Source organism: Methanosarcina baltica (assembly GCF_055394095.1).
In genome coordinates, this window is record NZ_AP042463.1 from 3365657 (window position 1) to 3388698 (window position 23042).

Below are 23042 nucleotides of genomic sequence, written 5' to 3' on the forward strand. Positions count from 1 at the left end.
CAAAATGTAAATGAAAAAGAGAGGCTCAAAGCATACCCATCCATTTTGAGGGGGCTGCATGCAATTTTGTTTCTGGTGGCGCGGGTTTTATTGGTTCCAGTCTTAGGCCTAATCACAAAACAACCTCTGCATATTTCGCTTAAACGTATTGATTTTCAAGATCAAGCTCTCCAATCGAGGTTATAATTATAATAAGTTGCACAGTTATTTCGTTGCGAGCCCTTAAAGGCCCCTCCGAAATAACGATGGATGTGAATAATAATATTTATAATCTGATTAAGTGTATCCATCTGATTGATGGCAAATAAATCGGCTTTAGATAATAACAGTATGCTTCTTGAACGTATTCTCCAGATCCACAAATCTCCCTGCAAAACCGTTCTGGCAATAACCGGTGGAGGGGCCGAGCTTATCGGGGAATTGCTCCGGCACGGCAGCGGCTCTGCAACAGTGCTGGATGCAGTTGTTCCGTACAGTACGAATGCAATGGACCGGTTTCTCGGAAGAAAACCCGATAAGTACTGCTCGGAAAAAACCGCAAGATTGATGGCAATGGTCGCTTACCAGCGGACCCTGGAATTGTCAAAAGGTCCTGATGGACTTGCAGACCCGAATGTAATCGGGATCGGAGCAACCTGCAAGCTTAAGTCGGCAAACGAACGGGAAGGCAGGAAACATGAGATTCATGTATCCCTACAGGCTGCCTGCAAAACCGGGGTCGTAACACTTGAACTGACTGCGGAAAGGACACGGGAAGGGGAAGAAAAGATCGCTTCGGCCCTGATTTTCAACGTACTTGCCCGGCACTGCGGCGTTACTGAAATCGATTTGCCGGGTGGAATTGGGAAAGAAGAAGGGGAAAAAGTTTTAGAAAAATATTCTTCAGTTTCCGGCCCGGTCGGAGATGTCCTGAAACAGCAGAGCTGTAATCCGGATAGTTCTTATGAAACCGTGGGTATGGCAAGGATTAATTTCAATGAGTCAAAAGTATCCGAAGAGATAAAGCTTGTATTTCCCGGCTCTTTTGACCCCTGCCACAAGAATCATGTTTTTATGGCAAAGTGGGCCTCGAAAAAATATAATGTGCCCGTCCATTTTGAGATTTCTCTGACGAACGTTGACAAAACTCCAATTGATTTTATTTCGCTGGACCAGAGGCTTGATTCATTAAGGAAATACAAAGACGAAGCCTTCATGGGTGGGGTTTGTCTGACCAGTGCGCCGCTTTTCCTGCAAAAAGCTACCCTTTTTCCGAACAGCACATTCATCGTTGGAGCCGATACCATCAACAGGATTTTTGACGCAAAATATTATGATGGTGCAATAGACACTTCCTCTATTTTGGGCCATTTTAAGGAAAAGAATATACGGTTTATGGTGTTTCGCAGGAAATCCGTTGAAATGTCCGTCAACCCTGAGATTCTTGAGTTATGTGAAATCATCCCGGTAGACGAATACGAAGACGATGGGACGTCATCCAGGGAAATTAGAAAGAAGTGCGGGAATTAATAAGGGGTAGCCTCCAGACCCTAATTTGTGTTCCTTAAACATTTAATCCCCCAAACTTCTTCCTTTTTTGTCCGGAAATGCCTTATTTATGAGTTATAAAAAATCAAATTGGGTGCGGCCACCCCGCCCTAAAGGACGGGGTATGCTGATGGGCCGCCCGCGCGGTTCCCCGTATACTCCGAAATCATCGAATTTCAATTGCTAAGATTACCTCAATCTATGCGATTGAAACTCTGCTTTCGGTTTTCTCTGGGAGGAGCACAACAAAACCTGCAAGGGTTCACTTCATCCCCGACCTAAAGGACGGGGTATGCTGATGGGCCGCCCGCGCGGTTCCCCGTATACTCCGAAATCATCGAATTTCAATTGCTAAGATTACCTCAATCTATGCGATTGAAACTCTGCTTTCGGTTTTCTCTGGGAGGAGCACAACAAAACCTGCAAGGGTTCACTTCATCCCCGACCTAAAGGACGGGATATTCATGACCCTCCGCGCTCCCAAAGTAATAAAGGCGCATCAATAGCTCTCCTCGACAAAGCCCTGAACCACACGGCACTTTATATGTACAAGGAAACGAAAAGTCCGGAAATCTACAAGGTAAAAGTCGCAGATAAAACAGAAAACGATAACCTCTTCCACAACAATATTGAATTAATAGTTAATGGGGCTGAAAATCCCTGGGATGAATTTTCAAATGTAGTAGATTATGAAATAGAACTTAGAAAAGAAAATATAAATTGTAGGCTTCAGGGACTCTGACATATTTCTTTATCAAAAACGGAGTCTCAAGAAATCGCAATTCATGTCCAGGGTTGGCATCAGTTTTTCGAAAAATTTTTTGATTAACCTGATCTGATCCACCCTAATATTTTTTAATTATATCTGTAGCTAAATAGACATCTTATATTTATTGTTACTTTTTAATATTTTGTAAAAAATAATTATTTATCATATGATGTGGACATTGAATAGGAATTATAAGCTTCCTTGGGGGGAATGTTATTTGGGAGGATATAAAGCCGTTCATGGCATTAGTTTATGCTTCTTATTCTTTCTTATTTTGTTACTTGTAGGGCCAGCATTTGCAATTGAGGTCCAGATAGATGGGGAACTTCCTGAGGCCATAGAAGAAAAGCAAATAATCGATTGTGTTCTTACAATAAGCGGTATACCCAATGCTGCGGACTACATCCATTTCGATACGGACCTCGGCAAATATAAGGGAGAGCCTGTTTATAACTTCACGGATCTGAATATTTCCGGTGATGATGGTAATTTCGTACTTCCTGTCAACCCCGATATTAAAAGTGTTAAGGTTAAGCTGAAAGGACAGATTCCTGCAATAAAGGTTGTCAGACAGTACGAAGGGATTACACTGGTTAAGTACAACCCAAAAAGGACCGGATATGCCTATTACAGGATTAGCCTGACGGACGAAGATGGAAATTCCATAAAAGACAGTGATACCCGAACTTTTACTATCCTGGCCCCCGAAGTCAATGCTTTCAGGAACAATATAGCCGGAATAGAAGACCCTGTTTTGAACAGTTACCTCCAGGACCTTTTTGATAAGGGGCTTGTCGAAGAGGCAAACGAACTGGCCAATCACCTTAATGATAAGAAAAATAGTAGCACTGTTTCTGAAAAAGAGAGCAAACAGTTTAGTGAGAAACTCATCGCACTTGAAGACCCTTTCCTTGATACCCGCCTGCTGGCTCTTTTTAAGCTCGGGCTCGACAGTCAGGCCACTGAGCTTGCGGACTACCTTATACAGGAAAAAAAGGACGTTTCGACCCTTAAATGGATCTTCGCTCTGGGCCTGATTGTTGCCCTGGTTGCAGGTTTTGTGCTGGGGGTAAAAATCAATAGTTCCGATGAAGATGAGGGGGAGGACGACTTATTATGAATTTCGGGAGTGAGGTAAATCATTCTGAATTCGGGGAAAGTGGGGGAATTATTCTAAATTTAGGGAGAAAGGGGGAAGGATTTTGAATTCGAGGAAAGATCCTTATTCGACACTCCAGCTCCCGCAGGACCTGACAATTGTTGGGCTGGGGGGATGCGGAAAACGTATGTGCAGAGAAGTCTGCAATCACGAATGGATCTTGAGCAACTACCTGGCCCCGGGAAGAAGGCTCCGGATCTACACAATGGATACGGATGCTAACGAAAAAGCGGAAGATGAGGTCCACAGAAATGAAATTAAGGACAGTATCCAGGATCTGGGGGGCAGGGGAAATATCGAGTACAAATATTATTACCTTCCCTCCCTGGCAAACATAAACCAGGTCTCGGACCTGGCGAGTGTGGATGTTGCAACAAAAATTAAGGACAGGAAGTCTGATCCCGCGGTAACTACCTGGTGGTTAAATGACCCGGGAGATTCCGGGTTGAGTTTTGAGGAACTAAGGTCCATTGACCCTTTTTTAATTGACGATTTCGGCGGCGGGGTCCACAGGCGGCGGGCTATTTCAAAAGCGATTTTTTACAAGGTCCTGAGCCAGGGACAGGCAAGCGGTTTTCCTACTTTTCCCAATACCGGGACAACAGCAATCATCGTGGGCCTGGGAGGGGGAACAGGTTCCGGGATGTTTATCGACCTTGCCCGCTACATTCGCGGGCTCCGTGGGGAAAGTACGCAGATCTGGCTTTTTGCAGTTATCCCCACAACCAAGGAAGGGGAAAAGGAGCAGCTAAACGCGGCAATCGCACTTACCGAACTTGAATACCTGAACCTGAATGAGAGGCTTTTCAACTACGTAATCCTGACTTCCCTGGGCCCCACCGGATATAAGAAGGGAGAGGAAGCCAGGATGGAAGTCCATGAGTTTGACGCCATGTTCCCCCACATCCTGACCAATTTCTTCCACATCAAAAAAGGAGACATCAATCTCAGCGATCCGAAACGCCTTTATTCCTCTTTTATTTTTGCGGATGCCCACGTTATCGAGTATCCGGTTGAAGAGTTAAAGTCCCTGAAAAAGCAGTATGAGGGAATCATTCAGGAACTGGAAAACATCACAACTGCCCGAAAAGAAATCAACCGGAACGTAAGAGCTCTCCTGGACCGGTTCGACCCTTCAACGGAGACGGTTCCAACGAAGACCGAACTTGAGTTTGTCAAAAAAGAGTACGGCAATGTTGAGAAGGTCTGGAAAAATGAAATAGGAAAGCTTCTCAATTACCAGACTCCCGGAGCTATTGAATTTTTTATAAACAACAACGTTTCGGTGGAAACCGGGATTGAAAACCTCCGAAATTACGATAACCTGCTTGAATTTATAGGAAAAGTGAAGGCATTTACCAGCAGCGCAAAGGAAGAAGAATTGAAAGATGAGAATGACAGAAAACTTTTCAGGCTGATCCCCGAAGCCCTGCAGAGTGTCGAGGATACGGGGACCCTGCTCAAAAGGGCAGCCGGGATTGAAGAAGAAGCTGTGCAATCTCTACTTATTAATATTCTCAAGGGCAAGCAGGAAATGGTTACCTTTGTGGATAAACTGAGTGCCAGAAACAGGACCCTCAAAGAAGAAATCCTGCAAACGGAAACTGAAATAAACGAAAGGAAGGGAGAAGAAAAGTCTCTGACACAGCTTCAGCAGCAGGTCGAAAAAACCGTTGAGAAGGTTCTGGGGGATAATGACCATGACATCGAACGTTATTATACACAGAGGAAAAAGCTGAAAAACATACAGGAAAATGAACAGAAACTGAAAGCAAAAATAGACGTTTTCCTTAACAATTTCAGGGCAGGGAATGTCAAAACAGGAGAAAAAAATAACTGGCTGCTGCTTTCCGGGGTCCCTGATATACAGAGGGAAATCGATACCCTGGGCCGGGAAAACGAGGTAAACCTGGAAGGGCTCGGAAACCTGCTTGAGGCAATTGCCCTTTACTATTTCTATGACAGCAAGCTGAAAGCAGGTGAAAAAATCGGTTTCAAAGACAGGATCCTGGGAGCCATCAAGGGGAATAAGAAAAAGCTTGCCAGAAAGTACGAGGCCCAGAAAAGAAACCGGGAAGAGTTCATAAAAGTCTCCGGGAAGGACTATATCCAGATAAAGAGTCCTTTCGAACTCTATGTCGCAGAAAATTTCTTGAGTGAAAACCTCAACAAAAAGGCCGAAGAACTCAAAGCTTCAATTCTGGATTCCATATTTTCCGGGCTTGACCGAACGGATGTCAATACTGAAGAAATTTCCAGGACTTTTTATTCCGGAGACAGACCCAAATTACGCAGTATGTTCAGAGAGGTCCTTACTGCCGGATACCTCCGGAAGGAAGATTATTCAGGGAAACAGGACCGGCTCGGGACAAAGTCCAGGGTGCTGGAAGAAGAACACTCAAGGAAGAAAAAGTTCGAAGAGTTCCTCAGGGGAGTCGAAACCCTTACTGAAGAGACAATAATGAGCAGAAGAGACCTGAACCGGGAGTATTCCAGGTTTTACGAAGACTTTTCCAGGATAAACGATGTCAGTCATTCGGGAAACAAAACATTAAGCAGTCTCTATCTGACAAAGTTCGGGGACATAAATCCCAGGATTCTTTCCCTGATTGATGCCAGTTCCGATATGAGGGACCTGGACTGGGACGACGGCGGGAAGCAAGAACTGGATAAGCTTGTTGATGAGATCAGGGTGACTTACAAAAACCTCATTGAAAGCTATAAGCTGGGGATTCATAACCTCATGATCCCTATAAGCTCCACGGAACGCTGGAATTTCGGAAAAGCCGTGCTTGTGGTCTCTTCAAGGTCTTCCTATATCTCCGGCAGGATTGCAAGCGAGGAGATAGCTGACAGGATAAGAGAAGAAATGAATGGTATCCTTGCTCTGAGCAACAACAACGATGCAAAACTTGCCACTCATAACCATACAAAACCCTGGGACGTTGCCCTTACCTTCTTTTCGGCCACAGGTTTCCTGGACAACATTTCTCCTCTTACTGCGGGGGGAGGTTTCTGGGAGATTTATGAGAACAATAAGGACAATGTGCTGCACCATGTGCTCAAACTCCAGGAAGGAAAGTACATTGTCCGAAAAAACCTGCTTGATCTCAAGACGGCAGGAGCTCTCGCAAATCAGGAGAAAAGCGGGAAAAATATTTCTGAAAGCATTTCCGAACTGTATGAGGAGAAGAGCCTGAGGGAGGCCTTAAACGAATGAGGATACATGGGGACCGGAAAGGATATCAGTATCTGCCCGGACTTATCCTCGGGCCTGGCCTCTCCTTACTCTTTTTTCATTTCGGGAAAGCCGTAAGTATCTCGGGTTTTCCCTGGTATATTACAATTTCCATCAGTTTCCTGCTCACGTTTTCCCTTGTCTGTGCCTTCGGGCTTTTTTTCCATGAGCAGTCAATCGGAGGTGCGTTATTTTTGCTGGGGGCATATTTACCTTTTTTATACAATTTTTCTCTTTATTCCGGAGTTTTAAGGATAGAAGGTATCCTGCCCGGGCTTTTTATCGCTGCGGTATTAGTTCGTAATTTTATTTTAATAAACAGGTTTTCCACTCTTGCAGGATATGCCAGGGTTTCTTCACAAATCTTTTTCGCCTGGTTTGCAGCATACCTTTTTTATCTGATCCTGGATCTTGCATACCCCTTTTTGGCTGAAGGTTTAGTAAACCTGCTGGAAAGTGAATCTACGGCAGTAAAAAACCTTTTAATTGCTTTTATAGCCCTTCTTGCTCTTTTTTATTTTACTTCCCTTATTCGCGGGATCCGGGCTTCGGATGTCTTTATATACGGGCCTAAAAGGTCAGGGAAGACACTTTTACTTCTTGCTCTCTACAGCCACTTTGTGGATATTTTCAATGGGACGCACCAGGAAATCGTTGTCTCCTGCAACATTAATAAAGACAAAGCAGAAGCCAGGGAAGAAAAGCTTAGAATCGAGTCCTTACTGGCAGAAGTTGAAAACGGGAATATCCCGGAAAGTACCCAGAGAGACGAAATGGCAATTTACGTGCTCTCCGGGAAAAAAGGGCCTAAACCAATTGAATTTACATTTATTGATTATAGTGGGGAATATACTGCGGATATTGACCCGAAAAAGTACATTTCAGCTGTTCAGAGCTTTAGCGAGCATTTCAATAACTTTAATGTGAACACTGTTTCCAGAAGGATAGGAACGCTCAGCTTTCTTAAATTGCTAAAAAATGAACATGCAAAAGAACTTGGTGAACAATTTCATAATTTGATCCTGGCTACGATGTATAAAAAACTCCAGAGTTCAGGGAAGATTATTTTTCTCATCGACGGAGACCACCTGCTCGAATATCATAAAAACGGGAGAAAAGAATTAACACGCCTTTTCGGACATTATGTCAGGATCATGGACCTGCTTGGAAACGATAAGTCCTATGCCTTTGTTTTAACCAAAACCGATAAGTTAAAAGACCTGGCCGAAATTTCCGAAGACTCGGAGGAAGCCGGGGAGATAGAAAGAGATATTTACAAAATGTTCAGTGAGATCCATACTTTCCAGGAAATCCAAAACAGAGCGCGGAAGGTTCCTGTGTATTTCTATACAGTTAGTATAAACGCAACCCTTCCCCCCAGGGTTGTAAAAGGTAAAGAGTTGTCCGAGGACGAATACCGTATATCACAGATATTCCCGTGGAGAGTGGGTGAACTTGCAAAATTCGGTTTCTGATTTTGGGATTTATAGTTCGAGTGGGGAACTTCTGAAAGGCAGCCCCAGGTTTGAAGAGTACACTGCCCTTGCAAAACAGCTCGACATTAAAAGAACTGCCCTCTACTTTGAATCCCGGGACAACAAAGTTATTCTGGGTTGCAGCCTGCTGGCCAGAATCCGGATGGGCCGGGAAGAAAGGGTTGTTTTTATAGAAGTCTTCTCTTCGTATAAGCTTGACCCTGAAGGAATGTGGATTAAAAAGTTCTACGAAAAGGCCAGAGCAGCCGTCGAAGGGCTGGAATCCATTCGGTATGAAGTCATCGGCTTATGGGAAGCCGGGGACCTGGACAGCTTTGATTTTTATCCCCCCTCCGGGGATTCCCTTGCCTATCCCATCGGAAAAGTCCTCTCCATGCAGCGGGTTTCGGCAGGGGTTTCCGGCCCGGCTGAAGGCGTATCGTTAGCAGGCAGCCTGGTTTCACAGTTAAAGCCTGTCCTCCCTCTGGGCTTCAGTTTTGCTCTTTCTCTTTATCCGTCTGAAGTGGATTTTTCGGCCGGGCCGGGGGAATCCGATCCGGACCTATACCTTGAAAATGGGAATATAATACTCAATCCGGTCTCAAGGGATTCGAAGAATTTGGAGCCTTCCTATCCTGCCGAATATTACGAATTTCGGTATAGGGCTTTCGTCCGTATGACAGAGAAGCAGGGATTTCCTGAAAATATCAGGAACCGTAAAGAATTGCTGGGGGAAATCCTGAAGGCTCTTACCATAGATTCAGGTTCCGAAATTACCGATTCTTTTCTGAAAAAAGGAGATGTTGAAAGCCTTTTCGAACTTTGCCGGGACAGTCCCGAGGCCCTGAAAACCCTTGCTGATTCTCTCATTGCTAAAGGCCGGACCTACAGGATCGTTGTATTCAGGGACAAGAAACTTGCAGCCGATGTAGTCCGGAAACTGAGCAGGACTGATTCCGTAAGCAAGGGCCTTGAAGCCTTCATGCTTGACCTGTACCGGGGGCTTAGCCGCAGTGAAAAAGGAGAAGTTCAGCGCTACCTTCTGGAAAATGGCCTTTTCTACGAAAGTTTTGTCTCCGAACTTGCAGGGTTGCTTGTGGAAACTTCCCGCAAAAGTAAGGCCGCCCATTCCCTTCTTTCGCTCTGTGCCGGGGTTTCTTTTTCCGGAAATTCTTCTCGAAAGAAGGCCTTTATAAGTGGACTGCACAGAGGGCTTGATGGCCTTGGTCCGGCCGAAACCGTATATTTTTTAAAGTATATTCTTTCCACTCTGGATGGCGTGGCTGAAGGAGGAAGACTGCTTCTTAAGATTCTTGTGGATCAAAGTGCAGGTAATGATTTTGTCCTGGAGTTGAGCGAGAATGATGTGATAAAACTGGACACCTGGCTCGGAAGCGATTATTTTGAATTAAGGGAGGAAAAAAACCATAAACGCCGAAAAAAGTTGATGAAACGTGTTCGCGTTTTTTCCCTGATATTCGGGGTTTTTGCCGTGTTCGGGATACTCGCGTTCGCTTTCCTGAACTATGGGCCCGGCCTTCCGGGAATCGGCCCCTCCGGGAATGAAGTCCTTCCATTCAATATCTCTTCCCGGTGGTTAGACAACGTTTCTCCTGAGAATGAAAGTGAGTTTGGACCTGGAAACAACTCTATTGTACAGAACGAAACCGGCCTGGAAGTTTTGGGAAATGTGACCATTAACCGGTCTGATTCGAACTTTACAAATTCCAATGTTACGAATTCCAATTTTACGGATTCCAATTTTACGGATTTCAATATTACAAATTCCAATGTTACACCTGACCATGAGGTGGTTAAAACTAAATTTTTTTAACAGGCCTGGACTGGGTGTTGTGGTTCCGAAAAAACGGGTCCTGAATGAAGTAAAGAAGCGTAAATCAAAACCGGCCCCAGCGTTGAAAGGCCGGCAAGCTCGGGAGAACAGGAAAAATATATTTGGCCGGTCTTGGCGAAAAGCTTCTTGAGTCGCCTGGCCCGGATTTGTGAGATGAGGTTTTTGTTTTGGCAGAGCTGGACTGGGTGTTGTGGTTCAGAAAAAAACGGCCCCTCAACGACTGAATAGCCATCTTTTTTGTGTATGATGCAAAACGAATTCAAACCACGGAACACACGGAACACACGGAAAATATTTTCGTCTGCTTGAGCGAGTGAAACGAGTGAAACAGACCCGTGCTCCCGAAGCGGAACTCGGGCACGGTAAAAAGAATGACGGTAGACACCATTTACGGTTGCTTTTACGTTTGATTCGAGTGAGTAATGAATCGATTATTTTAGGGACTTATCAATTTATGCCCGGGGAGGATTGATTGCTGAGGAAAGAAAAACCGGGCCCTCAACGCCCATCAGGGCGGCCTTTTTCGAGAATGATACATAACTGATGCATACTTTTCCATCACCGTTTTTTGAGATGAAGTGGAGATTTCAGTATTCAAGTCTGGGTTTCTGTGTATTCGATATTTTTTAAAACAGGCCCCGGCGTTGAAGGACCGACAAGCTCGGGATAACAAAAAAAATATATTTAGCTGGTCTTGGTGAAAAGCCTTTTAAGTCGCCTGGCCCGGGTTTCTTGAATGGTTCAATCGATTCATTCCAACCGGATAGAATTGATTGCTGAAGATAGGAAAAATGGAAGGGATTATAACGCTCTCTCCTTCAATTTTTCGCGATTTTGAGTCATACTTCTAAAATGTAAATCGTTACAGTTCATCCAGTCCAAAATCTGTCAATCTCATCTGTTTCCTTTTCGGAGGTATGACAACTTTCTTCAGATTTTCTTTTATAATTTCCGAACGCTGGCGCATAATCAGCTCTGCAAAAAGTGAAATCATTTCAGAGTAATTGCCATCGTTTCCCATTTTTAAAGCCGAAATATAATCATTTCGATCTTTTCCTAAAAATAGCAATTTTGGATAGCCTTCTTTCTGTAGCAGATAATTGAAAACTTCTCGCCCGACTCTACCGTTCCCATCCGCAAAGGGGTGTATCATTTCAAATCTATAATGGAATAAAACCGCCTGTTCAAAAGGGTACTTTCCATTTTTAATACTGGTATAGTATTCTTCTATTGATTCCTCTATTTCGTCTTCAATCATAATAGAAGGTGTAACCCTCAGATCACAGCCAACAATGCCAATGTCATCTGTTCTTCGAAAAACGCCTGCGGATTCATAATCGATGTTATTCATTATAAAAGAGTGTAGAGTTCTTATGAAATCCGGAGTTACTTTTCCTTTATACTTATTCCTAAAGGTTTGTACTTTTTTGAAGTTCTGGATTTCGTTGATTTCTCGAAGTGATTTTTCTTTGGGCAAGATGCCGTTTATCAACAGGTCATGAGTTTCCCGGACTGAAAATGTATTCCCCTCAATTGAAGTCGTTCCCTGGACGTAATATACCTCGAACTTTTGTTCGTAAGCTTCAATTTCGTTGGTGGTCAGGAGTCCGGTGAATGTCCTGTACAGGAAGCGAAGTTCTTCAATTTCTCTAACTTTATCAGTGGAAAAATAGTCTGGAGTATAAAAAGCGCTACTGAACTCTGCCTTCTTTTCAGCGGCCCTGGTTTCAATTTCAAGAGTATGTTCAATAGACAGTTTTTCAATATCCTTTTCCGAAGGCGGAGTATTGCCCAGATATTTCTTTACTTTACTTTTTTTATCCTTAAACCCCACATCTTTTACAAGAAAGTATTGTGGGGGCCGGCCTTCCGGATAATTAGCTTCTACTCTGTACGGTCTCCTTTCCATATGCTCCAAATATAAGAGGACGGGCATATTAAGTTATCTATGTAATTGACCGTCCTTCAATAACCAAAGGCCGGCGGAGAGGAGAGTTCACCGGGACGAAAGTACGACGGACCCGCGGATCAGGCACTGGAAGCTGCTCAGCAACTCGAGTTCCGCTTCGGGATCACAGGAAATCAAAGATTTCCTGGGAGTTGCGATGAAATCGCAACAGCACGGTGTCCTTTTCGCTCGCTGCGCGAGCTCAAGAGGACTATAAACATTATTTCGGAAATCATAATTATTATACAAACGGGAAGAATATATATTCAGGAATTTATCAGGGGGAATTCAGATGGAAACAGGAACATCCGATAGAGAAAACTACTGGATCGCAAAGTCTTTTGTAATCGTTACAGACAACACAAAACCCGCCATGAAATGGACTGCATCCGAACTCAAAAACCGGGGCAAGAATGTCTATGTCGTGGACCTCTCCGATTCTCCGGCCGCCGACTCTCTGAAAAGCGTATCCGACCTGTCCGTGGGAACCGACCGAGCCGTAATCGGTGTAACGAAAAGCGAGCCTGCTGACCTGATCCCGGTTTTAAAAGAAAAAGGCGTAAACAAAGTCTGGTTCCATTGGACAACTGAAACAGAAAAAGCTGTGGAGGCCTGCCGGGAAATGGGGGTTGAGTGTATGACAGGCCACTGTCCGATGATGTATCTTGGAAAAGGTATCAGTATTCATGGGGTGCACAGAACGGTTGCGAAGGCGACGGGGAAATATTGAAAGTGGCTTTACACTTTCCCATAAATTGATATGAGCTTATCCATAATTTGATTACAGTATGGATGATCTGGTCCCAGTTTCTTTTCGAGAATATCAAGGGCTTGTTCTAACAGGGGAAGAGCTTCATCATATCTACCATTTTTATCATAGAAACCCGCTATATTGATCATAACCTTTGCAACTTCAGGATGTTGTGGCCCCAGTTTTTTTTCAATTATTTCAAGTGCACGCTGATAAAGTGGTAGTACTTTCTTGTACTCGCCCATGCTTTCATAGAGGCCGGCGAGATTGTTGAGCGTTCTTGCAACATCTGGATGTTCCAGTCCAAGCACCTTTTCACGAATGTCAAGTGCACGCTGATAAAGTGGTAGTGCTTTTTCGTAATCTCCCGTACTTTCATAGAGGCCGGCGAGATTGTTCAATGTGTTAGCAACATCTGGGTGTTCCGGGCCAAGAACTTTTTCACGAATGTCAAGTGCACGCTGATAAAGTGTTAGTGCTTTTTCGTAATCGCCCATGCTTTTATAGAGCAAGGCGAGATTGTTGAGCGTTCCTGCAACATCTGGATGGGCAGGCCCAAGAACTTTTTCACGAATGTCAAGTGCACGCTGATAAAGTGGTAGTGCTTTCTCGTAATCACCCATACTTTTATAGAGGGCGGCGAGATTGTTCAATGTGTTAGCAACAGATGGGTGTTCTGGGCCAAGCGTATTTTCATAAATTTCAAGTGCATGTTGATAAATGGGAAGGGCTTTCTCGTAATCTCCCATGCTTTCATAGAGGCCGGCGAGATTGTTCAATGTGTTAGCAACATCTGGGTGTTCCGGGCCAAGAACTTTTTCACGAATGTCAAGTGCACGCTGATAAAGTGTTAGTGCTTTTTCGTAATCGCCCATGCTTTTATAGAGCAAGGCGAGATTGTTGAGCGTTCCTGCAACATCTGGATGGGCAGGCCCAAGAACTTTTTCACGAATGTCAAGTGCACGCTGATAAAGTGGTAGTGCTTTCTCGTAATCACCCATACTTTTATAGAGGGCGGCGAGATTGTTCAATGTGTTAGCAACATCTGGGTGTTCCGGGCCAAGAACTTTTTCACGAATGTCAAGTGCATGCTGATAAATGGGAAGGGCTTTCTCGTAATCTCCCATGCTTTCATAGAGGCCGGCGAGATTGTTGAGTGTTGTAGCAACATCTGGGTGGGCAGGCCCAAGAACTTTTTCACTGATCTCTAGAGCACGCTGACAAATGGGGAGGGCTTTCTCGCAATCGTTCATATGAAGATAGAGCAAGGCGAGATTGTTGAGCGTTGTGGCAACATCTGGGTGGGCAGGCCCAAGCACTTTTTCAAGAATGTCAAGTGCACGTTGATAAAGTGTTAGTGCTTTCTTGTAATCACCCATCTGACGATAGAGGCTGGCGAGATTGTTGAGCGTTCCTGCAACATCTGGGTGGACAGGTCCAAGAACTTTTTCACGAATGTCAAGTGCACGCTGATAAAGTGTTAGTGTTTTCTCGTACTCGCTCATATGAAGATAGAGGCCGGCGAGATTGTTGAGCGTTGTAGCAACAGATGAGTGGGCAGGCCCAAGAACTTTTTCACGAATGTCAAGTGCACGCTGATAAAGTGTTAGTGCTTTCTCGTAATCGCCCATGCTTTCATAGAGGCCGGCGAGATTGTTGAGCGTTGTAGCAACAGATGGGTGGGCAGGCCCAAGAACTTTTTCAATAATGTCAAGTGCACGTTGATAAAGTGTTAGTGCTTTCTCGTAATCGCCCATCTGACAATAGAGTTCGGCGAGATTGTTGAGCGTTGTAGCAACATTTGGGTGGACAGGCCCAAGAACATTTTCAAGAATGTCAAGTGCACGTTGATAAAGTGTTAGTGCTTTCTCGTAATCGCCCATCTGACGATAGAGTTCGGCAAGATTGTTGAGCGTTCCTGCAACATCTAGGTGCTCCGGCCCAAGAACTTTTTCACTGATCTTTAGATCACGCTGATAAAGTGTTAGTGCTTTCTCGTAGTCGCCCATTCGAGAATAGAGGGCGGCGAGATTGTTGAGCGTTCCTGCAACATCTGGGTGGGCAGGCCCAAGAACTTTTTCACGAATGTCAAGTGCACGCTGATAAAGTGTTAGTGCTTTCTCGTAATCGCCCATATGATAATAGAGGACGGCGAGATTGTTGAGCGTTCCTGCAACATCAGGGTGGGCAGGACCAAGTTTTTCTTCAAGAATTTTTAAAATTTCTTCATATAGGGGGAATATCAATTTCCAATAAGCAGCTTTTTCGAAAGGTTCTGAGGCAGTAATAAAACAATCGAGTAATTTTTCAGCTTCAAGCACCTCTTTTGCGTGGTAAAAAACCTCCATCAGTGCGGTTTCATGTTCAGAATTTATTGCTTTGATATCGATGTCTTTTATCTGGCCGCTGTAGTATTCAAGCATGAAATTCTGGACTTCTTTTTTCAAATCCTGGGCCTGGTAAATCTGTAAGCTATCTCTCATAAGCGGGTGAAGCTGGAATTTTCCTTTTGTTTCCTGTACAAAGGAGAAACGGTTTAATTCCGAAAAGGCCGTGAGGGGATATCCAGTTTTGAATTTCTCAATTAATACCTCAAAAACTTCCTGATTCCAGAAACGGGGAGAGGATAACACTTTTAGGGTTTCCTGTTCCTGAGTGCCCAGGTATTTCATAAAGCGGTCAAATATTTCACTCGGTGTTCTTGAAAAATCTTCAGGAACCGGAGGCCGGGTTTTCCTGATTTCAGCATATGTGTCAACTGAAAGTTCAAGGTAATAGGGAACACCTTCACTGCATTCAAGTATCACATTTTGAATAGTTTCTTCCTTAATCCCGCACTGGTTCAGGAAATCAATAGCATCTTCTCTTGGGAGTTTTTTAAGATGCTTTGGTTCCAGATATTTTATCCAATCCTCATCGACTTCTTCCCAGCGGAGAGCTTCCCGGCCACAGATTACCCAGAGACATGATTTCGGGAGATTTGAAATAAGTTCTCTGACCCAATCATCTCTTGAGTTAAAACTACCCTGTCCTTTTTCCTTTTCCCAGAGGGCCTCGTAGCTGTCTATGAAAATGACCGCTGATTTTGAAGTCTTTTGTAGATAGTCTAAAAGGTCGCGTGCAAAGCAAATGGGAAGCCTTTTTTCAATATCCAGAGCTTCCATGTTTAGCAGGTTCGAGATTTCCTTATCTTTTTTTAAGGACCATTCCTTAAAGCGGTCAGGAGCTTTTTCCACAACACTTTTTATGCTGCCGTAATTTATCGAGACTAAACCACCGAAAGAATCAAGAAGCTCAGTAACAACGCTGTCTTCGGAGTAACCTTCTCTTTGAAGAGGTATCTCAGGGTTTACTTTTCTCCAGTAGGCGGCCCTGGCGATGTCGAAGAGGTGAAATTTGACGCCGTACTTTTGCAGTTCGTTTTTCAGGATTCCAAGAAACTTATCCGGCTGCCTGTGGGACTCAATGCTAAAATCTACCGTGGCCCATATTGCACCTGTATTCCGGTCGGACTCGTTATATTTTTCAAGTAGTTTGGGGAGCTCTTTTCTCAGGCCGGTTTTACCAATTCCGCCTACCCCGTAGTAGGAGAGGACGCTGTAGTCTTTTTCTCCGAAATTCTTAAAGGCGGTTTCAAAGGCTTCTATGAACTCTTCCCTGTCAACGAATGGCCTATCTTTCGGGTTTATCTGAACTGTCGGACGTATTGCCACCTGATCCCTCCGAGCTCGCATAATAATTAGAAACTGTAAATATGTTATAAGCAGGCCTATTTTACTCTTTCTTAATTTTCTGGCCGGAGTTTGTCGAAATTTTACGCCTGAAACTCGGCCTGCTTGAGAGTACGAAGGTAGAAAGGGAGAAGTTTGTGGTTGATAAGCGACTTCCTTTTCAGGTGGACCTTGTGCTAAAAGACGGGGACAGGACATACTTTATCGAGATAAAAAACCGGCTTACAGTTGAAAGCATGTCCCGGTTTGCCCTAATAAAGGAGCTGCTCAAAGGAGAAAGGGAAGAAAAAGAAATCCCGGATTTTATCCGGTTATAGCTGCAAAGGTAATTCCGCCGGGGGAAGAGGACCTGGCAAAAGAGTTGAATATTAAACTGGTCCAGCTCCCACCTTCTTTTAAGCTCGGGCCTTTCGATGTGGGGGTGCAGAAGAGGAAGGTAAAAATCAGTTCGGAAAAGGCCTGGAGGGTAATATCCCGCCTGCTAAAGGAGAAAATGACTTCCATCAGGCAGCTGTCTCTTCTTGAAAATGTATCTTACGGCTGGGCCCATGCGACGGTTCGGGCTTTAATCGAGCAGGGAGTTATCACAAAGAAAGGAAATTATGTGAGAATCTCGGACGTGAATAAATTATTGAACGGGCTTGCCTGGGAGAGGCCTTTCAGAAACCTTCAGACCGGAGAACTTATCAGCGATTACGGGGATGCGACAGAGGCGGCTAAGGAGATTTCTCATATACTGAATAAGCAGAATATCAAATTCGCTTTTACCACTTACACAGCCGGAGGGCTTTACACCGGTTATGCTGTTAGGCACGATGCGGTCTATCTTTACCTGAATGAGGCTGAACTCAATTTTTTCAGGGAAAGTTTTGGCGGGGCCGGAGCTGCGGAGGAGGCCAGAGGTAAAGGGGTAAAGGTCTACCTTTATGTTCCTGACAGGGACGTTTTTAAAGATTCCAGAGAGATCGAAGGAATAAGGGTTGTGGCTCCTTCTCAGGTCTTACTGGACCTTGCGGGCCTTGGATACGGGGGTATGGACATGGCAAAGGCGGTGCTAGAAAACTATGCTTCCTTATGAGAACCTTCAGATTATTGAATAGTAAAAAAGCAAGTTTCCTAAGGAATGATTCAAATATAATATCAAGTATTTTTGTTTACGATTCTTTAACCATGGAACACACGGAAGGGCACGAAAACCGGCCTGCCGGCCGGTGAGTACGCCGGACTTTAAATAATCGATCTCACTTTTCGCAGATGTACACAAATGTATAATTAATTTACCGATTTGTCCAATATCTTCAATATTATGGCGAGTTGATTTTTAAGCCATGGCCGTATTGAGAAAAGATGTGGCATTTTTGTGGACTTCTGCGGAAGGTCGGATCGATTCAAAATCCATTGTGAACAAAACGCCAGAGCAACCTTAATTACCTCTGCCGGCCGTTCTTATTCAATGTGTTCCGTGGTTTGAATGCCCACACCAAACACCACCTCTCACAAAAACACAACCTTTACGAGTATAGAGCAATTCCCGAACTGAAAATCTGAAGTTATATTTTCACCATTCCTAAAGGAATCGACAGAGCCGTAATCGGCATAATAAAAAGATAGCTATTTCTTTGTCATATATTATACATTATTGATCGATCTTTCTTCATCAATCAACTTTTGATGTATTCTCTCAATATCATTTGCTGTTTCTATAATATAAAAATCATTTAGTATGTTCTTTTCAAAAATAGCTAGTGCATTTTCATATAGGGGCAACGCATCATCATATTTACCCATCATTTCATAGACTCCAGCCAAATTTTTAAGAATTGTTGCGACTTCAACGTGATTGGGTCCAAAAGCTTTTTTGTATATCTCTAGAGCTGTCTTGAATGGATTTAATGCATCGTGATATTTGCCCATTTTTAAATAAATGAGTGCAAGTCCAACGTAAGAATTTGCAATATCAGGATGTTCACTTTCCAAAGTAAGCTTATAAATATTGATTGCTTGCTGCAAAAAAGATAATGCCTTTTCAAATTTTTCTTCATCTTGATAAACAGATGCCATGTTGCTTAATGTGGTCGCAAAATATGGATGGATATTTCCAAAATTACTTTCGAGAATATTTAAGCTGCGTTGATACAACTCGATACTTTTTTTGTGCTCTCCTATATCTTGATATGTAGAGGCCATACTGTTAAATATTTTTGCAAAAGAAATGTCGTTGGAACTTAAGACGTCTTCACAAATTTCCTCGGCACGTTGATACGCATTAAGTGCTTCTTCGTACCTACCTAAGTGATGGTATACTTCACCCAAATTATTCAAATAACTTGCAATATTGTAGTGATTAGGGCCCAAGTTTTTTTTGGTAATTTCTAAGGCACTTTTTAGTAAAGGTAATGCCTTTTCATACTCTCTTTTATTTATGTAAACCAGAGCCATATTGTTAAAACTTATTGCAACACTTGGATGATCAACTCCTAAATTTTTTATACGCATTTGTAAAGCGCATTGATGCACCTCCAACGCCTTTTCATATTCCCCTATTATTCGATAAAGTTCTCCCGTGTTATTCAGTGTTATGGCAATACTAGAGTGATTGGCACCAAAGACTTCTTTATGAAGCTCAAGTGCTCGTTCATAATTGTTCAATGCTTCTCTGTACATTCCCATATCTTTATAGAGAACTGCTAAATTGTTCAAAGTTATAGATAACTCCTTTTTATCAACAGAAACGTCATGTTCAAAAAGCTTAAGTGAACGTTCATAGAGCTCTTTTGCTTCTTTATATTGGCCAACTCTATGATGCAATTGTGCAAGATTTATAAGACAATTTCTGAATTCTGGGTGACCTTTACCTAATTTTGTTTCTAACATTTTCAAAACTTCGTAATGTAATGGCAAAATAAATTTCCATAACCCAGCTTTGAAGAAAATTTCAACTTTTTCTTTGTACCAGTTAAAAAGTTCCAGTTCCTTATTCTCAAAGATCACTTTCCCGTGATAAAAAGCCTCAATTAAAGCTTTTTCATTCTCGTTAGTTATCTGCTTTATATCAATTTCTCTTAGTTTTTCGCTGTAATATTTAAACATAAATATGTGAACTTTTTTTTGAATAGATGGGTTTTGTCTTTCCTGATATTCCTGCAAGCTTTTTCTCATAAGCTGGTGCATGGAACATTTTCCTTTATCGTCAACGGTTATGAAAGAAAAGCCATGCAATTCTGAAAAACAGGTCGCAGGGTATTCGGTTTTAAATTTATCGACCAGGGTTTCGAATAGTTCACGGTCCCAGTATCTGGGGCCTGATAAGACTATCAGTGTCGCTTTTTCTTCCCGGTCAAGGTATTTGACGAACCTGCAGAAAATACCATCCGGAACCTTTGCAAAGTCTTCCGGAGCGGGTTGCTTTTTTTTCTTTATTTTTCTGTAGGTGTCGATGGAAAGTTCAAGGTAATATGGTACGCCTTCGCTGCTTTTAATGAGTACTTTCTGGATGTCTTTTTCAGTGATTCCACACTGTTCTAACAGATTGATGGCATCTTTTTCTGGCAGTTTTCCAATTTTACGCTGGTTAAGATGATTATTCCAATCTTCATCAACTTCTTCCCAACGGAGAGCTTCCCTTCCACAGATTACCCACATACAGGATTTTTGTATATTTTCAACAAGTTTTCTGAGCCACTTATCGCGGTCATTAAAACTTCCCTTATCTCGTTCTTTTTCCCAGAGTGCTTCATAGGTGTCAATGAAAATGACTGCGGATTCTGAACAGTTCTGCAGGTGGTCAGCAAGGTCATAGGCCCAGTAAACGGGGAGAAGTTCATCGATGTCTGCCGGTTCAAGATTGGGAAGCCTGGAAATCTCTTTTTTGCGTTTCAGGGACCATTTCTGATAACGTTCAGGTAAATCTCTGGCAAGATTAAGCACATTTGGTATCAGGTTGGCTGGGACAAATTCATCGCAGATGTCCAGCACATCGCGGACAATGCTGTCTTCAGAGTAGTTTGCTTTTACCAGAGGAACGTGGGGGTTGATTTTTTTCCAGTAGGTGGCAAGGGCAATGTCAAAAGAGTTGAATTTGATGCCGTATTCCTGGCGCAGTTGACTGGAGAGGACTTCGAGGAATTTGTAAGGTTGCCTGTACTGTTCGGTGGCGAAGTCTATTGAAGTCCATATAACTCTCCTGTGCCGGTCCGATTCGTTGTGTTTTTCGAGCAGGACTGGAAGTTCCTTTCGAAGGCTGGTTTTTCCGATTCCGGCAACGCCATAATAGACAAGGATGCTGTAATTCTTTTGGCTTATGTTCTGGAAGGCGTTTTCAAAAGCTTCTATGAATTCTTTCCTGTCAACAAATGGACATTCCACTATTTCATCAAAATTTATAGGACAAACTGCCACCCTTATCCCTCCAAGTATGCTTAAAAATTAAAAACTGTAAGTATGTTATAAGCAGGCCTATTTTACTGTTTTTGAATTTTCTGGATCGAGTTATCACTGATAACTTAATATAGCTATCACTTTTCAGTGATACCTATCACTGATAATTTGATTTACCGATCGGAGGTCTCCGGTTAATCGAAAATGAGTCCGAAAATCTTAATATCTTACATTTCGACCCACCCTTGATTTTTCCACTTAATATTGATCCAATAACCATACTTTCTGGTTAATCCAGTAGTTCAACTTATCAAAATAGTTATATTTTCGTCCTTCATTAACCAAATTGTCAGCAAAAAACGTATAGCTACCGCTACAAGTTTACTTAGGTTTAACCTTTTATCCCTTTTGATTTAATAAGATCATCCAGGTTCAAGATTCAATCCCAATAGCCGTAGCAACTTTTGCAAGTGATCGACTTTACCGTTTTTTGCAAAAACTATATGTTTCCCACCCATAGTGATAACATTATGAAAGGAAAGTAACCTCAATAATTTTTCAGCGGTAGGATTTTTCAGGATATTCCTGCCAAAATCGATACGAAGAGGGTCTTTTTCGGTTTTCAAATTATTTCTTGCAATAATCCTCATAAGTACCCTTACTAACAAGGAAACATGCAGCAGCATCAGCAATGCTTCAATACGCTCTGGTTTTTTCAGAAATATACTGTAAAACATAGAAGGTTTTTTCAATTCTTCAAAATTAGTCTCAACGACATATTGACCTTTATATAACTGAAAGATTTTTTTATCATTTTTTGTTTTGGGTAGAACATTTGTAATCAGTACTACCGTTTCCAATGATCGCTTGCGTTTTTCCACTTTTTCTTTGTTTTGTTCAAGGCTTTTGAGTTTTACATGGAATTTACTGATGATTTCAAATATTTCTTGACTCTTTGATGGCCTTCCCCTTGGTCTTTTTATAATTGTTTCTTCCTGGATTTCGAATTTGATATTGAATAATGAGTTTTTATATTTTTTAATGAACTCATCAATTTCTTTCTGTGCATCTGGTTCACAGGAATAAGGGTCTTTAAAATTCTTCTTTATATCTGCTTCAATTATTTCCCTTTGTTTTTTAATCTCATAAACTATCTTTTCATTGTCACCGATGTCCCTATAAACAATCACACGACACTCTTTTTCATGAGCAATTTTATTAAAACTCTGTGCTTCATACTCCATTGCTCTTTTTGATTCTTCATCTTCACAGCAGGCCCCTATGTATTTCCATTTATTCTGAGAATAAGCTTCATTTATTGTCTTTTCTGCAAGTCTTGCACTGAATTTTTCTGGACACCTGGAAATAAAAGTGATTGGATTTGTTTTATCATAAAGAATTTTAAAATTGTTTTTACTGATCAGCTTACAATCTGCTATGAATATTGATTCATCACACATTTTACCAAAGAATTTTCTAAAATTGCGTATTGCATTTGGGATCCAAACAATGTCAGCAGTATTTCCATCAAGTGCTTCTGTATAAAGAGGAAATCCTGAAGAATCTGTGATCATACCACTCATTATTTGTTTTTTATCAGAACGATGAGCTTTGCTATGGCCGTAAGTGACTTTCAGGCCTTCATAATTTTCCTGTTCACATGCCTTATAATCCCCATAGCAAACGTGGGAAGTAGTATCCGCATGAAATACATTATCAAAAGGAATTTTGAATTTTACAAAAGTTTGCAATACAATCATGCTGAAAAGGCTAGAACACCCTGCTTCGTGAATTCGATCCAACAGCAAGCCTAAACAATCATCATTGAAGTAAAAATTGGGATATTCCTTACCAAAAACGAGTTTAGAATCCATGAATTCAACAATTTCTTCGACACTGCACAAAGGATATCGTTTATCTGTTCGAAAAAAAGGAGTTAACACTATACTCAATGCAAGTGTTCCTGGAGAAATTCTCCACTGATCTTGATCCCATCGAATATTGTCATTGATAATGGATTCAAAATTCATTTTATCCAAATAATTTTTGGAGGCCATAACTGTAAATGGGGTCGTTTTTGTCTGTGGAAATTCATTTGCATTCAAGTGTTTTGAAATGTTATTACAGTTGTAGTCCACTTCCATAGAAGATATCGCTTGTATTTTATTAAGAAGTGGAAGTGATTTATTCATCATGTGAATATATATCAATC

The 23042-nt window shown here is 42.3% G+C and carries 13 protein-coding genes; 9 read left to right on the forward strand and 4 right to left on the reverse strand.

Annotation, left to right across the window (positions count from 1 at the left end):
- The first annotated feature begins 330 nt into the window (after positions 1-330).
- The 6 genes from ACZ5QV_RS14695 to ACZ5QV_RS14720 all read left to right on the forward strand — a co-directional run bounded on the left by ACZ5QV_RS14695 (position 331) and on the right by ACZ5QV_RS14720 (position 10002).
- A complete protein-coding gene (locus ACZ5QV_RS14695) occupies positions 331-1509 on the forward strand; it encodes a nucleotidyl transferase family protein (protein ID WP_464600510.1) in 1179 nt (392 codons plus the stop codon).
- A 562-nt stretch (positions 1510-2071) separates the two neighbouring features.
- Complete coding sequence (locus ACZ5QV_RS14700; protein ID WP_464600511.1) at positions 2072-2269, forward strand: hypothetical protein; 198 nt, start codon at positions 2072-2074, stop codon at positions 2267-2269.
- A 301-nt stretch (positions 2270-2570) separates the two neighbouring features.
- Positions 2571-3416: a hypothetical protein gene (locus tag ACZ5QV_RS14705; protein WP_464600512.1), complete on the forward strand. Its 846-nt coding sequence runs from the start codon at positions 2571-2573 to the stop codon at positions 3414-3416.
- Positions 3417-3498: 82 nt separating this feature from the next.
- Positions 3499-6675: a tubulin-like doman-containing protein gene (locus ACZ5QV_RS14710; RefSeq protein ID WP_464600513.1), complete on the forward strand. Its 3177-nt coding sequence runs from the start codon at positions 3499-3501 to the stop codon at positions 6673-6675.
- Complete coding sequence (locus ACZ5QV_RS14715; RefSeq protein ID WP_464600514.1) at positions 6672-8168, forward strand: hypothetical protein; 1497 nt, start codon at positions 6672-6674, stop codon at positions 8166-8168. Before ACZ5QV_RS14710 ends, ACZ5QV_RS14715 begins: the two co-directional genes overlap by 4 nt.
- Positions 8149-10002: a hypothetical protein gene (locus ACZ5QV_RS14720; RefSeq protein ID WP_464600515.1), complete on the forward strand. Its 1854-nt coding sequence runs from the start codon at positions 8149-8151 to the stop codon at positions 10000-10002. The genes ACZ5QV_RS14715 and ACZ5QV_RS14720 overlap by 20 nt, the downstream gene beginning before the upstream one ends.
- An 883-nt stretch (positions 10003-10885) precedes the next feature.
- Here the strand turns inward: ACZ5QV_RS14720 and ACZ5QV_RS14725 are convergent.
- Positions 10886-11959 carry a Fic family protein gene (locus tag ACZ5QV_RS14725; RefSeq protein ID WP_464600516.1) on the reverse strand — a complete coding sequence of 358 codons (1074 nt, stop codon included), beginning with the start codon at positions 11957-11959 and terminating at the stop codon, positions 10886-10888.
- 304 nt (positions 11960-12263) lie between these two features.
- Between ACZ5QV_RS14725 and ACZ5QV_RS14730 the strand changes: the two genes are divergently transcribed.
- A complete protein-coding gene (locus ACZ5QV_RS14730) occupies positions 12264-12701 on the forward strand; it encodes a CoA-binding protein (RefSeq protein ID WP_464600517.1) in 438 nt (145 codons plus the stop codon).
- Between the two features lie 8 nt (positions 12702-12709).
- On the opposite strand, the gene ACZ5QV_RS14735 is transcribed toward ACZ5QV_RS14730, so the two are convergent.
- Complete coding sequence (locus ACZ5QV_RS14735; protein ID WP_464600518.1) at positions 12710-16435, reverse strand: tetratricopeptide repeat protein; 3726 nt, start codon at positions 16433-16435, stop codon at positions 12710-12712.
- Positions 16436-16590: 155 nt separating this feature from the next.
- Here ACZ5QV_RS14735 and ACZ5QV_RS14740 point away from each other — a divergent pair, with 155 nt between their 5' ends.
- Both ACZ5QV_RS14740 and ACZ5QV_RS14745 read left to right on the forward strand, forming a co-directional pair.
- On the forward strand, positions 16591-16770 hold the full coding sequence (locus ACZ5QV_RS14740) for a hypothetical protein (RefSeq protein ID WP_464600519.1): 180 nt from the start codon (positions 16591-16593) through the stop codon (positions 16768-16770).
- A gap of 44 nt (positions 16771-16814) precedes the next feature.
- Positions 16815-17531, forward strand: a complete 717-nt coding sequence (locus ACZ5QV_RS14745; RefSeq protein WP_464600520.1) for a hypothetical protein — start codon at positions 16815-16817, stop codon at positions 17529-17531.
- Positions 17532-18082: 551 nt separating this feature from the next.
- Here the strand turns inward: ACZ5QV_RS14745 and ACZ5QV_RS14750 are convergent.
- Positions 18083-20851, reverse strand: a complete 2769-nt coding sequence (locus ACZ5QV_RS14750; RefSeq protein WP_464600521.1) for a tetratricopeptide repeat protein — start codon at positions 20849-20851, stop codon at positions 18083-18085.
- 401 nt (positions 20852-21252) lie between these two features.
- Complete coding sequence (locus ACZ5QV_RS14755) at positions 21253-23025, reverse strand: IS1634 family transposase (protein ID WP_464600267.1); 1773 nt, start codon at positions 23023-23025, stop codon at positions 21253-21255.
- Between the last annotated feature and the right edge of the window lie 17 nt (positions 23026-23042).

Coding starts and splice junctions, on each gene's coding strand:
- ACZ5QV_RS14725 (WP_464600516.1), bottom strand. CDS start 11,959: ATGCCCGTCCTCTTATATTTGGAGCATATGGAAAGGAGACCGTACAGA.
- ACZ5QV_RS14730 (WP_464600517.1), top strand. CDS start 12,264: ATGGAAACAGGAACATCCGATAGAGAAAACTACTGGATCGCAAAGTCT.
- ACZ5QV_RS14755 (WP_464600267.1), bottom strand. CDS start 23,025: ATGATGAATAAATCACTTCCACTTCTTAATAAAATACAAGCGATATCT.
- ACZ5QV_RS14715 (WP_464600514.1), top strand. CDS start 6,672: ATGAGGATACATGGGGACCGGAAAGGATATCAGTATCTGCCCGGACTT.
- ACZ5QV_RS14700 (WP_464600511.1), top strand. CDS start 2,072: ATGTACAAGGAAACGAAAAGTCCGGAAATCTACAAGGTAAAAGTCGCA.
- ACZ5QV_RS14695 (WP_464600510.1), top strand. CDS start 331: ATGCTTCTTGAACGTATTCTCCAGATCCACAAATCTCCCTGCAAAACC.